The organism is Rhodococcus sp. MS13, from assembly GCF_013277835.1.
Lineage (GTDB): Bacteria > Actinomycetota > Actinomycetes > Mycobacteriales > Mycobacteriaceae > Rhodococcus_F > Rhodococcus_F erythropolis.
Window position 1 is genome coordinate 1 of record NZ_VBTL01000004.1, and the last position, 14,005, is coordinate 14,005.

Annotated in this window: 13 protein-coding genes and 1 riboswitch; of the genes, 9 read left to right on the plus strand and 4 right to left on the minus strand. The window is 62.1% G+C overall.

The genetic code is table 11. The annotated features are described in order from the left end of the window. A partial coding sequence (locus tag FEZ59_RS08345; protein WP_172932548.1) for a proline dehydrogenase family protein occupies nt 1-895 on the plus strand: 895 nt, incomplete at its 5' end. Here the strand turns inward: FEZ59_RS08345 and FEZ59_RS08350 are convergent. Both FEZ59_RS08350 and FEZ59_RS08355 read right to left on the minus strand, forming a co-directional pair. After that, nucleotides 892-2,190 (minus strand): NtaA/DmoA family FMN-dependent monooxygenase, encoded by a 1,299-nt coding sequence (locus FEZ59_RS08350; RefSeq protein ID WP_021332166.1) that lies wholly within the window; start codon nt 2,188-2,190, stop codon nt 892-894. The genes FEZ59_RS08345 and FEZ59_RS08350 overlap by 4 nt on opposite strands. Before the next feature lie 113 nt (nt 2,191-2,303). Continuing rightward, entirely contained in the window at nt 2,304-2,849 is a 546-nt protein-coding gene (locus FEZ59_RS08355) for a CGNR zinc finger domain-containing protein (RefSeq protein WP_020908856.1), read from the minus strand. Between the two features lie 68 nt (nt 2,850-2,917). Between FEZ59_RS08355 and FEZ59_RS08360 the strand changes: the two genes are divergently transcribed. The 7 genes from FEZ59_RS08360 to metE all read left to right on the plus strand — a co-directional run bounded on the left by FEZ59_RS08360 (nt 2,918) and on the right by metE (nt 10,800). Continuing rightward, on the plus strand, nt 2,918-3,865 hold the full coding sequence (locus tag FEZ59_RS08360) for a DMT family transporter (RefSeq protein WP_097386986.1): 948 nt from the start codon (nt 2,918-2,920) through the stop codon (nt 3,863-3,865). A gap of 45 nt (nt 3,866-3,910) precedes the next feature. Then, nucleotides 3,911-4,867 carry an ABC transporter ATP-binding protein gene (locus FEZ59_RS08365; protein WP_021332164.1) on the plus strand — a complete coding sequence of 319 codons (957 nt, stop codon included), beginning with the start codon at nt 3,911-3,913 and terminating at the stop codon, nt 4,865-4,867. Further along, the gene (locus FEZ59_RS08370) at nt 4,867-5,661 is read left to right on the plus strand and encodes an ABC transporter permease (protein ID WP_019745005.1); all 795 of its coding nucleotides are present in this window, start codon (nt 4,867-4,869) and stop codon (nt 5,659-5,661) included. Before FEZ59_RS08365 ends, FEZ59_RS08370 begins: the two co-directional genes overlap by 1 nt. Then, complete coding sequence (locus FEZ59_RS08375; RefSeq protein WP_021332163.1) at nt 5,662-6,786, plus strand: histidine kinase; 1,125 nt, start codon at nt 5,662-5,664, stop codon at nt 6,784-6,786. It begins immediately after the preceding gene. Next, the gene (locus tag FEZ59_RS08380) at nt 6,783-7,412 is read left to right on the plus strand and encodes a response regulator transcription factor (protein ID WP_019745007.1); all 630 of its coding nucleotides are present in this window, start codon (nt 6,783-6,785) and stop codon (nt 7,410-7,412) included. The genes FEZ59_RS08375 and FEZ59_RS08380 overlap by 4 nt, the downstream gene beginning before the upstream one ends. 220 nt (nt 7,413-7,632) lie before the next feature. Beyond that, nucleotides 7,633-8,070 carry a helix-turn-helix transcriptional regulator gene (locus tag FEZ59_RS08385; RefSeq protein WP_019745008.1) on the plus strand — a complete coding sequence of 146 codons (438 nt, stop codon included), beginning with the start codon at nt 7,633-7,635 and terminating at the stop codon, nt 8,068-8,070. 105 nt (nt 8,071-8,175) lie between these two features. Further along, nucleotides 8,176-8,377: riboswitch (cobalamin riboswitch) on the plus strand. Between the two features lie 158 nt (nt 8,378-8,535). After that, nucleotides 8,536-10,800 (plus strand): 5-methyltetrahydropteroyltriglutamate--homocysteine S-methyltransferase, encoded by a 2,265-nt coding sequence (gene metE, locus FEZ59_RS08390; RefSeq protein ID WP_031330868.1) that lies wholly within the window; start codon nt 8,536-8,538, stop codon nt 10,798-10,800. 59 nt (nt 10,801-10,859) lie between these two features. Here the strand turns inward: metE and FEZ59_RS08395 are convergent, their stop codons facing one another. After that, entirely contained in the window at nt 10,860-12,458 is a 1,599-nt protein-coding gene (locus FEZ59_RS08395) for an ABC transporter substrate-binding protein (RefSeq protein WP_021332161.1), read from the minus strand. Nucleotides 12,459-12,632: 174 nt separating this feature from the next. Then, nucleotides 12,633-13,247: a TetR/AcrR family transcriptional regulator gene (locus FEZ59_RS08400; protein WP_021345338.1), complete on the minus strand. Its 615-nt coding sequence runs from the start codon at nt 13,245-13,247 to the stop codon at nt 12,633-12,635. Between the two features lie 104 nt (nt 13,248-13,351). Here FEZ59_RS08400 and FEZ59_RS08405 point away from each other — a divergent pair, with 104 nt between their 5' ends. After that, nucleotides 13,352-13,903, plus strand: coding sequence for a MarR family transcriptional regulator (locus FEZ59_RS08405; RefSeq protein WP_021332159.1), 552 nt, complete (start codon nt 13,352-13,354; stop codon nt 13,901-13,903). Nucleotides 13,904-14,005: the final 102 nt, after the last annotated feature.

The following is a 14,005-nucleotide window of genomic DNA, read 5'->3' on the forward strand; positions in this document are numbered from 1 at the left end:
GAAGACAGTCTCCGGGATGACCGTGACTCGCAAGCTGGTAGACAGGTTTGTCGCCGGGGACGCGGAACCCGCAGCGGTCTCTGCCGTACGCGACATCCTCACCAGTGGACGGTTCGTGACGGTCGACTACCTCGGCGAGGACACTACCGATCCAGCTCAGGCAACAGCTACCGTCGACGCCTATCTCTCCCTTCTCCGCTCGTACGCAACGCTTTCCGAAGCGGCTGGGACGCAACACACCCTCGAGGTTTCGCTCAAGCTCTCCGCGTTAGGGCAGTCACTTCCCGGTGACGGCGAGAAGATCGCCCTGGCGAACGCTCACCGAATCGTCACAGCGGCAGACGAAGTGGGCGCGTGGGTCACCGTCGATGCGGAGGATCACACCACCACCGACTCGACACTGTCCATCGTCGAAGAGTTGCGCCGCGACTTCCCGACGCTCGGCACGGTCCTGCAGGCGTATCTGCACCGCACCGAGGCCGACTGCCGGCACTTCTCCGGATCAGGTTCACGAATTCGGCTGTGCAAGGGTGCATACAAGGAACCGGCCGACGTTGCGTTCCAAAAGCCCGGCGAAGTCGACGCGTCGTACCTGCGTTGTCTGAAGGTCTTGATGGAAGGTGACGGGTACCCGATGGTCGCCTCCCACGATCCCACCATGATCGACGCCGCCCTCGAACTCGCCACATTGACCGCACGGACAGCCGAGGATTTCGAGTTTCAGATGCTCTACGGCATCCGCGACGGCGAACAACGCAGATTGGTAGCCGAAGGCAATCACCTGCGGGTCTACGTTCCCTACGGCAGCCAGTGGTACGGCTACTTCATGCGTCGCCTGGCGGAACGGCCGGCCAACCTCATGTTCTTCATGCGCTCACTCGCCTCCAACAACTAGGTGCTGGAAACCGGTGGCAGCGGTGGCAACTCGAGGTTCTCACGGAAGGTACCCCCGACGTAATCTGTTCCCACGATTCTGCGCTTGCGTAGTTCCGGCAGCAGTCCGTTCGTGACGAAATCGCGTGTACGCGGATCGGCAAGGTCACCGAGCGTAATGACGTCGAGTACGCCCGCGTCGTATCGTTCCTCGATCGCGTCCGCGAGCTGTTCCGGGGTGCCCGCCGCTGCCCAGTGGCCGGTGTCCTTGGACGCGATGATCAACTCACGCAGAGTCTTTCCTTGTGATGCGAGCTTGCCGAAGATCTCGACCCGGCCCCGTCGTCGATTCACCGACGACGGGTCCGGCAACAACGACTCCGGGATCGGCCGGTCCAGCGGCAATTCCGAGAAATCCACGTCACCGCCGAACATGTCGGCAAGCCTCGTGCGACCGGCGTCGAAGTCCGTCGATTCCTCGGCTTCTCTGACCAATCGTTCGACTTCGGCTTCGGTAGCGCCGTACGTTGCGTGGAACGAGCTGAAAATCAGTGGCAGTTCGTCCCCACGCCCCACCTCTGCCGCCCTGGCGCGGATCGTCTTCGTGTAGGTGACCGCGTCCTCGAAGGTTGCGAGAGAAGTGAATACGACCTCCGCGAAGCGAGCACCCAGTTCGATACCTCCGGCAGATTGGCCTGCCTGGAATTGGACCGGACGACGCTGCGGCAGGGAGGGGATGTTCAGCGGCCCCTGCACCGTGAAGTACTTGCCTCGATGCTCGATGGGGACCACCCTCGACGGATCGAGCACCGCTGAGCCCTCTCCCCGGGTCAGGGCGCCGGGCTTCCAACTGTCGAAAAGCGCGTTGACCACCTCGAGCGATTCGGCCGCTCGGGCGTACCGCTCCTCCGGACTCGGCAGGTCCAGGTCGCTGTAGTTCTCTTCTCCGAGTGAGGAAGTGACGGCATTCCATGCGGCTCGACCATTGCTGACGTGGTCCAGGGTGCCGAACAACCGTGCCAGGTTGAAAGGGTGATGAAACGTCGTCGTGACGGTGGCGATCAGCCCCACATGGGCGGTGACCGCACTCAGCGCGGCAAGGAAGATCAACGGCTCCTGCGCACCGATCGCGCCCTGCGCGCCGAAACTCAGCAGGTCGGCGGCAAACAGTCCGTCGATCTTGTTCGCCTCGGCCGTCTTTGCGACGTCGATCGCGGACGTTACCGTCGAAGTCGTCGGATCGATCGCTGCGTCGTAGATACTCACCGCCCCGCTGACACCGGTCACCGTCTTGAGTGGACGCCTACGATCGGCCACCGACCATCCTCCTGGCTTCGCGAAATCTGTTCCGAATTAACAACGCTAGACCGATCCTGGCTCCCGACAAGGTATTCACTCAGCCTGGTTCTATCCCTCCGCACACCGCTTGGTCACGCACCGGATTTACGGGCACGATAGGCGGCGACATGCGCCCTGTTCCCACAGTTTCCGGTGTCGCAGTATCGCTTCGAACGATTGCGCGACAAATCCACGAAGACCGCCTCGCAGTCCGGGGCCTCGCACCATCGCAACCTCGAGAATTCGTCGGTACGGATCAGATCGAGCACACCCATCGCCGCTTCTGCGGCCATCCGGTCCACCAGTGGCGAATCGTCAGCGGTGACGTGCAGATGCCAGCCGAGGTCGTCGTGCCTGGTGAGCCGCGGCCTCGCGCCCGATTCGAGTAGCAGTGTGTTCACCACCTCGACGGCGTCGTCCACTCCCGCGGCTTCCCAGAACTTTCGCAGTCGTGGACGCAGCGCACGAACCGCCGTCAATTCCTCCCGCGTGCCGTCCCGCCTGCCGGTCCAATGATCCGCGTCGAGAAACCGTGTCAGCTCCTCTTGATCCGGAAGCAGTTCAGCCCCGCCGCGGGCCGTGTTGACCAACGACGCGGCGAAGACGAGCGCCGATTCCGTGTCACCAGCAAAATGCACTTTGACTCCTGAGCTCTATCAACCTAATGTCAGCATCGTAATCGCTTTTACTCCTGACGGGTGACGACGTGAACTCTCGCAACGGCTTGATCTTCGCTCTGCTGTCCGCGGCAACGTTCGGCGTCTCGGGCCCGTTCGCGAAGTCTCTCATCGAATCGGGGTGGTCCCCCGGCGGCGCAGTGTTCGCGCGCGTTGCCGGCGGCGCACTGGTGATGATGGTGATCGCCGTAGCCACCCAATGGCCTCGCCTACGACAGGTGAGCGCCCACACGCGAACGGTACTGCTGTACGGGGTGTTCGCGATCTCGGGCGTTCAACTGTGCTTCTTCAATGCCGTGCAACATCTTTCGGTCGGCGTCGCATTGCTTCTCGAGTACCTTGCTCCCATCATCGTCATCGGATGGGTGTGGATAACCAAGGGCGCGCGTCCGAGCGTGCAGACGCTTCTCGGTGCGGCGGTTGCCATGATCGGCGCCGCCGTGGTGATCGACGTCTTCGGATCGGCAGAGATCAGTGCCGTCGGAGTCGCCTGGGGACTGGCCGCCGCGGCATGCCTTGCAGTCTATTTCGTCATTTCCGAACGTGCGGACGGTGATCTCCATCCTGTTGTGCTCGCGGCATCGGGGCTCACGGTCAGTGCAGTGGTCATCGGCGCGCTCGGACTCGTCGGCGTCCTCCCCCTCCAGTTCTCGGCCTCGAACGCCGTCGTGGCAGACCATTCGGTGAACGTATGGCTGCCGGTGGTGGTCCTGGTCCTGGTCAGCACTGTCATTGCCTATCTCACCGGCATCGCCGCAATCACGCTGCTGGGGCCGACAATCGGATCTCTCGTAGCGCTGACCGAAGTGCTGTGCGCGGTCCTCGCCGCGTGGATCCTGGTCGGGGAATCCGTCACTGCACTCCAAGCTGTGGGTGGCGCAGCAATCATCGCGGGGTTGGTCCTCGCGCGCCTCGGCCAGGTTGCACCGAATCAGATACCGGCCGACCCGATGACAAATGTCATGGCAGAAGAATGACGGACGGACGAGGGATCACGACCTCGAAGCGAGCAGATTCTATGTATGACCTCAGCACAGGCACGGCATTCACCACAGGCACTGCACACACTCACTGAAGGATCGGCACACGACGCCGTCCGGTTGACCGGACTTCGCAAGAGTTTCGGAACCGTCGACGCCGTCAAGGGTATCGACCTGAGCATCCGCCCCGGCGAGATCGTCGCGTTCCTCGGCCCGAACGGCGCAGGCAAGACGACAACCATCGACATGATACTCGGCCTGTCCCGGCCGACGTCGGGCGACGTGAGCGTCTTCGGAATGTCACCGCGATCGGCGATCGCCCGCGGACTCGTCTCCGCAGTCATGCAGACCGGCGGACTACTGAAAGAGCTGACGGTTACCGAGACGGTGCAGCTGACCGCCAGCCTGTACGCCCAATCCCGTCCGGTCGACGAAGTGCTGGGGAGAGCCGGAATCCTCGACATCTCCGATCGCCTGGTCAGCAAATGCTCAGGCGGACAACAACAGCGGTTGCGATTTGCGATGGCGTTGCTGTCGAACCCGCAATTGCTCATTCTCGACGAGCCCACCACCGGCATGGACGTCGAAGGGCGTCGGGACTTTTGGTCCGCCATCCGCGCCGACGCAGATCACGGTCGCACTGTGCTTTTTGCGACGCACTACCTCGAAGAGGCCGATGTCTACGCCGACCGCATCATCCTGGTCAGGCAAGGCACCGTGGTCGCAGACGGGACCACCGCCGAGGTCAAGGCGATGGCGTCCGGACGCACCCTGCGCGCGACTGTTCCAGGCATCACCGACGAACTCCTGCGAGCCATACCGAACTCCGACGCCGTCGAGGTGCGCGGTGAGTCACTGCTCGTGCACTCGGGTGACACCGATGCCGTTGCACGGTTCCTGTTGACCAATACCCAGGCTCGCGATCTCGAAATCGTCTCGCGTGGCCTCGAAGACGCATTCATCGCACTCACGTCGAACAACTCCGAAGGACAGAAGTGATGACCACAGCAACCGAAGCGAACACCTACGGAGCCGAGCGAACCGTCGTACCTCTCGGCGGATTCAACACGACGCTACTGCGATTGGAATTTCGTCGCCTGACCCGCAATCGGCGCACGATGATCTTCACGCTCGTCATGCCGGTTGTCTTCTTCCTCGTCTTCGGGCTCGGTCAAGGCGACGACGATCACGGGATCGGGCACGGCAATGTCGCCGCGTACATCATGATCAGCATGGCCCTGTACGGCGCGATGCTTGCAACTACCAGTGGCGGAGCGATGGTCTCGATCGAGCGAGCGTCGGGATGGAGCCGTCAACTTCGGCTGACTCCCCTGACCCCGGTCGCCTACATCGCCGTCAAACTGATCATGGCGATGCTGCTCGGTCTCGTCTCGATCCTTGTCGTCTACGTCGTCGGCGCGTTCACCTCGGCGCAGATGGACGGATCACTCTGGTTCACAACGGCATTGATCGCCTGGTTGGGATCGTCGATCTTCGCGGCCTTCGGCCTGTTCATGGGGTATCTACTCCCCAGTGAGAACGTCATGCAGTTGCTCGGACCGGGACTGGCTCTGCTCGCCTTCGGCGGCGGACTCTTCGTGCCGCTCACCGACGGTTCCGTATGGGCGACCATCGCACAGTTCACCCCGATGTTCGGCATCAACGCCCTCGCCCACGCGCCGTTGACGGGCAATAGCATTCACTGGACCTGGATCGTCAATATCCTGGTGTGGTTCGCCATCTTCGCCGGCGGAGCGATCTGGCGGTTCCAACGAGATACGGAGCGTGTGTAGTTGTCGCAAACGACTGACCGAGAAGATTCCGTCGCGCTCCCGCGGCGGAATCGTTTCGGCGTTCTCTTCGCTGCGGTCTGGATGGTATTTCTCGGCGGGCCGCTGATCGAGGGATGGAATCTGCGCGACGAACTGCGCGGCTGGACAGGGATTCTCGCGACGGTCGCCTTCGGTGCGCTCTATCTCTACACGTTCGCCACAACGCAGCAGCGGCGTCGAATGACAATGACTCGGCCGACGATTCGCGAAGCTGCACTGGCTTTGGCCGCCTTGACCGCGTTGGCCGCCGTGATGATCGTCAGCGTCGGGCCGACTGGTTTGGCAGCCGCACCGTATCTCGCGGTGACAGCGGTGACGCTGCTGCCGACCGTCGCGGGCGGCATTCTCGCCTTGGTGTTCGCGGCCTCCGTGGAGATAGTCAGCCTCTCGTCCGGGTGGGGGAACTACTCCGGACTCTCGCTCGGAGTCTGCGCGGCCGCATTCGCGACCTGGGGCATCATGTCCCTGATCAGCCGCAACTTCGCCATGCTCCATGAACGCGAAGAGCAGGAGCAGCGGGCAATCATGGAGGAGCGAACGAGGATGGCGCGCGATCTGCACGACATCCTCGGGCACTCGCTGACCGTCATCACGATCAAAGCCGAACTGGCCAATCGCCTACTCGATGTCGATATCGAACGTGCGCGCAACGAACTCGACGACCTCGAAAGACTTTCGCGTGACGCGTTGGCAGACGTGCGTTCAGCCGTCGAAGGATTTCGTGGGATTTCTCTTCCCGTCGAGATAGCCCGAGCACGAGAGGCATTGCGTGCGGCTGGTATCGAGGACGAGGTGCCGAGCAGTACCGACATGGTTCCCACGCGTCTTCGCGAACTCTTTGCATGGACGATCCGTGAGGGCGTCACCAACGTCGTTCGACACAGCGGTGCGACCCACTGCCGGATCACGGTCGACGAAAATAGTGCGTCGGTCGTCGACGACGGGCAAGGGGCCGGGTCGACGTCTTCCGGCAACGGTCTGATCGGATTACGCGAGCGCGCCGGAGCGTCGGGCGCACGAGTGATCATCACTCATCCCCAGCCGCAGGGGTTTGCACTTCAGGTAGTCGAACAGGAGACAGAGTGAACAGCCAGGGCGATCGAGCAACCATACGGCTGCTCTTGGCGGACGACCAGGCGCTCGTGCGAGGAGCGTTGGCCGCACTACTCGATCTGGAATCCGACCTCTCCGTGGTGGCCGAGGTCGGTCGCGGCGACGAGGTTGTGGCCGCTGTTCTCGAACACCGCCCGGATGTCGCGCTTCTGGACGTCGAGATGCCCGGCATGGACGGAATCGCCGCGACGGCGGCCCTTCGCGAGGCAGCACCCGACACCCGAGTCCTGATCGTCACCACGTTCGGACGTCCCGGATTTCTTCGCAAAGCCCTGCACGCCGGGGCCGGCGGGTTCGTCGTCAAGGACACACCCGCCAGGCAGTTGGCCGACGCAGTCAGGCGTGTCCACGCCGGACTGCGCGTCGTCGATCCCACCCTTGCGGCCGACAGCCTCGTCAGCGGCGAGTCGCCCCTGACGGAGCGTGAGACCCAAGTACTGCGCGCCGCTCACGACGGCGCACCCGTGGCAGCCATCGCAGGGGCGCTCTTCTTGTCCGCAGGGACAGTTCGAAATCATCTGTCATCCGCGATGGGCAAGACAGGTGCGTCGACGCGCGCGGAAGCCGTCAGAATCGCCGAGTCGAACGGCTGGCTCTGATCCGCATGGCCGGAATCCACTTCCCCGGCAAATAGTTCGCCGTTCGATTCTTGACGGCGATTTGTCCAGATCACTCAAAGTAGGGACCTTCTACCCTAGGGGTTTTCCCTGCAAACAAACCCCTTCGCGAGAATCCAAAACAGCTAATCGTTCGATAACTGGCTATGATGCAGTTAATTGAATCGACGGAGCCTGTGCGTAACGGGGGAAGGGACGTCTCATGTCGAACCAGTTCAACGATCGCTTGAACTCGCTGTTCGAGACTGCCGACTTTCACGTCACCAACGCGATGGTCGTTCGCGGCATGACCGAGTTCGGCTGCCGCATCTCGACGCCGTACCTGTCCCAACTGCGCACCGGCGTCCGAACCAACCCGTCACCCGAAGTGGTTGCCGCCCTCGCCCACTTCTTCAACGTCCATCCGGACTACTTCTACGCCCCGTCCGATCAAACTCCGCCCGCGATCTCGGGCGGCGAGGCGGACCTCTCTCTCCTCGAACAGCTGCACAACGTGCGCCTGCGAAACCTCACCTCTCGCGTCGTCGATCTATCGCCGTCTTCGCAGGATCTGCTTGTCGAAATGGCGGAGAATCTACGTTCCTCCGAGAATCTTCCGCGCGTACCACCGGACTCGAATTCCTACATGTCACGCGCGTAGCGCCCTTCGCCGACTCTCCTTGACTGCTCAGGGAGGGTTGGCCTTATGCTGGTCGATGCAGCTGGTTCGCCCGGCGCGGTCATGAGGAGCCCCGAAGACCGTTCCCGGCGTCGAAGCCCCGTCAGCGCAAGCTGTCGGAGTGAGAGGGAACCCGGTGAAAATCCGGGACTGTCCCGCAGCGGTAAGCAGGAACGACCGCCGTTTATGTGCACTGGGCATCCGCCTGGGAAGCGACGGCCAGTAGGTTCGATCCAACTCGATCGAGTGCCCGCGAGTCCGAAGACCTGCCGACTGTGTCGGGCACGCCGTGCCCGACGGTCCACCGCCTCGTGGAATGGGCGTGTAGATCTCCATCGGACCTCGTGTGCGGTGCGGGCAGTACTGTCCGCCGAAACTCGAGGTCTCGTGAGGTGTACCCGTCTGCCGGCAGTGGCCATCAATGCATTGGCAATCTGGAGAAACTCCGTGACAACAACATTCACTTCGACCGTGCTGGGCTCACCGCGCATCGGTCCTCATCGAGAACTCAAGCGGGCAACCGAAAGCTACTGGGCAGGGCGCATCGACGCCGACGCCCTGCAGGCTGTCGCCCGTGACCTCCGTCGGCAGGGCTTGGCCGACCTCCGCGACCTGGGCCTCGACTCCATCCCGGTCAATACCTTCTCCTTCTACGACCAGATGCTCGACACCGCAGTTCTTCTCGGCGCGCTGCCCGACCGCGTCGCGTCGGTCGCCGATCCGTTGGACCGCTACTTTGCCGCCGCCCGTGGGACGGACACCATCGCGCCACTCGAAATGACGAAGTGGTTCGACACCAACTACCACTACCTGGTGCCGGAGATTTCACCGTCCACCACGTTCGCACTCGACCCGTCCAAAGTCTTGTCCGAACTGGCAGAAGCACTTTCCGACGGCATTGCAGCCCGCCCGGTCGTCATCGGACCGGTCACCTTCCTGCTGCTCTCGAAGGCTGTCGGCACAGACGAGCCGCTGCTCTCGCGGCTCGACGAACTACTCCCCCTCTACGCGGATCTACTCGGTCGGCTCGCGAAGGCCGGTGCGAGCTGGGTTCAGCTCGACGAACCCGCCCTCGTGGGCGATCGCACCGACGAGGAAATCGAAGCGGCACGCGCTGCGTACGAACAGCTTTCAGCGCTGTCCGAGCGGCCGTCGATCCTGTTGGCGTCGTACTTCGGTTCGCTGCGTGACGCGTTGCCCGCGCTTGCGTCCACCGGCGTCGAAGGATTTGCCGTCGACCTGGTGGCCGGTCAGGATTCGATCGGCTCCGTACCTGAACTCGCCCGCAAACTAATCGTCGCCGGAGTGGTCGACGGACGAAACATCTGGCGGTCCGATCTGGACTCGGCACTGAGCACTTTGGGTGCCTTGCTCGGCAGCGTCGACACGCTTGCCGTCTCCACGTCGTGCTCCCTGCTGCACGTTCCGTACACACTCGACGCTGAATCCGATGTCGACAAGGCCCTGCGCTCGTGGCTCGCGTTCGGCACCGAGAAGGTCAAGGAAGTAGTAACTCTCGCAACCGCTCTCACACAGGGCCGAGAGTCGGTGGAGGACGAGTTCGCTCTGGCACGAGCGGCCGCGTCGACCCGCAAGGACGATCGCAGACTCAATGATGCGAGTGTTCGAGGCCGTCTGGACGCGGTGCTGAACTCGGCGACCGGTCGCGCGCCCGCCGCCGAACGTCGCGCTGCCCAGGACGAGCTGCTTTCTCTGCCGCCGCTGCCCACGACGACCATCGGTTCATACCCGCAAACCTCGAAGATCCGCATCGCTCGCGCAGCACTGCGCAAAGGTGAGATCGACGAAGCCGAGTACGTCAACCGGATGCGCGCCGAGATCGCCGAAGTTGTTGCGCTCCAGGAAAAGCTGGACCTGGACGTGCTTGTTCACGGTGAGCCGGAACGCAACGACATGGTCCAGTACTTCGCGGAGCAGTTGGACGGATTCTTCGCCACCGCCAACGGTTGGGTCCAGTCGTACGGCACCCGCTGCGTGCGTCCGCCGATTCTGTACGGCGACGTCTCGCGCGCGAAGCAGATGACCGTCGACTGGATCACGTACGCACAGTCCCTGACCGACAAGCCGGTCAAGGGCATGCTCACCGGACCCGTCACCATTCTGGCCTGGTCGTTCGTCCGCGACGACCAACCCCTCGCCGACTCGGCAAATCAAGTCGCACTGGCCATTCGAGACGAGACCGTCGATCTGCAGGCCGCCGGAATCGGAATCATCCAGGTCGACGAACCGGCTCTGCGAGAACTACTCCCACTGCGTGCCGAGGATCAGCGCGCCTACCTGGACTGGTCGGTCGGCGCCTTCCGGTTGGCCACCTCGGGCGTCGCGGATTCCACCGCGATCCACACGCACCTGTGCTACTCCGAGTTCGGAGCGGTGATCGGCGCCATCGCCGGCCTCGACGCGGACGTCACGTCCATCGAGGCGGCACGCTCACACATGGAGGTCCTCGACGATCTCAGTTCGGTCGGGTTCGATCTCGGCGTCGGCCCCGGTGTCTACGACATCCACTCGCCGCGGGTGCCGAGCGTCGACGAAATTGCCGAATCACTGCGTGAGGCACTCAAAGCTGTTCCGGTCGAGCGGTTGTGGGTCAACCCGGACTGCGGTTTGAAGACTCGCGGTTCCGTCGAGGTCGAGGCGTCACTGCGTAACCTCGTCGAAGCCGCGAAGTTGGTACGAGCGGAGCTTTAGGGGCAAAGCCCCGGTGCGCCTTTTTGGTAGTGGGCACTACCAAAAAGGCGCACGGGGGGTCAGCTCAACCACGTGTTGCCGAAGAGCAGAATCCCGTCCGCACTCGGCATCACTCCGTGCACGTTCTCGCGCCACGGGATGAAAACCTTGCCGGAGTTGACCACGGCCATCGGCGCCGTCTCGTTGACCACGGTTTGAATATCGTCGATGACGGCTCGCCGCTCATCCTCGCCCGACGCTGTTTGCAGCTTGCCGAGCAACTCGTCCATCCGAGCGTTCTTGTAGCCGAGAATGTTCGACGGCGATTCGCTGAACAGGTTGCCGTACATACGCACGAACGGTGACTCTTCCAGCACGTTGAACGCGAAGTAGGACACGTCGTAGTCATGCTTCGCGTACAGCATGGAAATCAGATCGTTGATGCTGGTTGCGTAGGTGATTTCGACCGTGAAACCCACTGCCTGCAAGAGCGACTGAAACGTCAGTGCGCTGCGCTGCGTCGCCGGATCGTTCATACCGACGTACGTCAGTTTTCCGTCGTAACCGTCGGCCTTCGCCTCGGCGAGATACTTCTTCGCCGCCTCGGGGTCGAAGCCGTTCCCGGCCACCGATCCGTGCCACTGCGACCACGACGCGAACATGTCGGTGCCGGGTTCGCCGAAGCCGCCCTGAACTCGCTCGTTGAACGTAGTCGGGTCCACCGCAGCGACAATCGCCTTACGCACGCGCTCGTCCTTCGCTGCCCGATCGTCGCGCTGATTGATTGCCAGAACGCCGGCCATGCTGGCCGAGTACACAAATCCTGGATCACCGGCTTCGAAAGCCTCGTGTATGAAATCGGGAGACTTCAGATAGGCGACTTGAATTCCGTCGGTGTGCAATCCCTCGAGTTTGCTCTTCTCGTTGACGATTGCCGGAAAGCGCAACTTCTCGAGGTACGGCGCCCCGTCCCAGTACGTCGGACGGGCAGCGAGCACCAATTCGTCCTGGGAGGCGAACTTCTCGACGGTGAACGGACCTGCCCCGATCGGGGTGAACGTGCCGGTAGCCATCGCCGAGGGCGCGACGATCATGCCGGGACCGGTGGTGAACATGATCGGGAACTCGTCCCACGGCTGCGCCAATGTGAAGACGACCGTACTCGGATCCGGTGAATTCATCTCGCGCACAGCGGTCTTCCACACCAGCGCGTGAGTTCCCTTCTTCTGCAGATAGTGATCGATGCTCCACAGGACTGCCGCACTGTCCATCGGAGTGCCGTCGCTGAAGGTGACGCCGTCGCGCAATTTCAGTGTCCACACCGTGTTGTTGCCGTTGGCCGACAAAGACTGCGCCAAGTGGGGAACGTATTCGCCCGCCGCCGTATCGAAGCGCATCAGAAGGTCGTAGATGGCTGCCATTTCGCTACCACCGGTAGCGCCGCCGTCCTGACGGTCAGCCGGATCGAGACTGCTGATCCCGTTGTAGGTGGCAAACGACACGGTGCCACCCGAGCGCGGCTCTCCCCCGTTGTTCTGGTCACCGACAACTCCGACCGTCACGTCCGATGCATCCGTGGTCGTACCTTGGCTGCTACCGGCGCACCCCGTCACCACCAGTGTCGCCGACGCCAGGACAACCATCCAGATTCGAGAGCGAGCTCGGTACGAGCGCTTCATTGCGACTCACTTTCACAGTTCACGGACACGTCGATCCTTGGATCGGACATCCCGGCAGTTTTGTAAGTGAATTCTAGGTAAGGACGCTTCCTGCGTCTTCGTTTTCACGAAGCTGAAGCGATGATTCGCATTCACAGCGACAGAAACAAGAACTGAATTCTAGAGTGACACCGTTCATCGAAGTACCAGTCCGATGACGTCTTCGACGTTCCGCTGGGCCTCTGCGAATCCGATCCGGCCACTGGTCCACAGTGCAAGGGCCGTCAACATCGTGCCGCCCATTGCCACGGCCGCAACCCGCGCCGTCTCGGCCGGAATACCGTCCATCAATTCGAACAGCATTCTCCGATGTGCAGCCGCGCGCTGATCCAACGACTCGATCACGAACTGATCCGAGGACGAATGGAGTTCGATCTCGAGTCGAGCGAAGTGAGGCCTACGCTCGAATGCCTTCATCTCGCGGCGATGAAGTGCCAGAACCCGTTCGTACGCGTTGCTCTCTTCGCCGCCCGTTTGCGACTCCTCAGGACGACGAGCGGATTCGAGCCCGCTCCACGCCGTCATCGCCGCAGCAAGAAGTTGCTGTTTGGTCGGAAAGTAGCGATAGAGAGTGCCTAGCGCCACGCCTGAACGCTCCGACACTTCTTTCATCTGGATTCGATCCGACGGCATCTCTGCAAGCATCTCGACCACCGCCGTGGTCAATCGTCGTCTCCGCTCGAGTTGCCCCACCGACATGAGGTCGGTATCCAGGGGAAACTCGTCGCTGCGCACAGTCACGCGCGTCACGATAGTTCAGAACCTCGACCGCAGTGCCAGGTTGCGAAGTTTCATCAGAACCCCGAAATCTAGTACATAGATTAATCACCTGCCGATCGCGCTAGGGTTAGTCCATGAATGACCGGACAACCGATGACCAGTCAACCGTCGGCGAACTCAATTTCTGGTCGTTCATCGAACTGGCCAACAAAAAGCTGGCCACCGAACACGGCTTTCGCGATCAGCTCGCCACCGAGGTTCTCCTGACGCTCAACCGAGCCTCCAACGTCGTCACGTACGATCTCGAGTCGTCGATCCACCGCCCTCGAGGCTGGTCATGGTCCTCCTTCCGACTGTTGTTCGTCACCTGGCTGGCCGGCCCGATCGAGCCGAAGGCTGCCGCCGAGCTCACCGGAATGAGTAGGGCAGCGGTCTCCAATCTGTCCAAGTCGATGCTGGCAGACGGATTGATCGATCGTCGGCCCACCGAGAACGACGGCCGTTCGGTCCAGCTGTACCTGACCGACAAAGGCCGAGAAGCCATGGTCGAAGCGTTTCGCGAGCAGAACGAACGCGAACACGCCTGGGTCAGCGTCCTGAGCGAGGCCGAACAGCGAATTCTTGTCATGCTCCTGGACAAACTGATCACCAACCGCAGCCAGTTCGACGTACGCGGACGTAACTGACATAGACCCGAACCCCCTTGAAGGGTTGCGCCCATCACATCATTTTAGTTAATGTATTTACTATCTGGTGGAGGTGAGCCAGGCAGAACAGCACAGAAGGAG

Coding starts and splice junctions, on each gene's coding strand:
- FEZ59_RS08365 (WP_021332164.1), top strand. CDS start 3,911: ATGACCTCAGCACAGGCACGGCATTCACCACAGGCACTGCACACACTC.
- FEZ59_RS08370 (WP_019745005.1), top strand. CDS start 4,867: ATGACCACAGCAACCGAAGCGAACACCTACGGAGCCGAGCGAACCGTC.
- FEZ59_RS08385 (WP_019745008.1), top strand. CDS start 7,633: ATGTCGAACCAGTTCAACGATCGCTTGAACTCGCTGTTCGAGACTGCC.
- FEZ59_RS08395 (WP_021332161.1), bottom strand. CDS start 12,458: ATGAAGCGCTCGTACCGAGCTCGCTCTCGAATCTGGATGGTTGTCCTG.
- FEZ59_RS08405 (WP_021332159.1), top strand. CDS start 13,352: ATGAATGACCGGACAACCGATGACCAGTCAACCGTCGGCGAACTCAAT.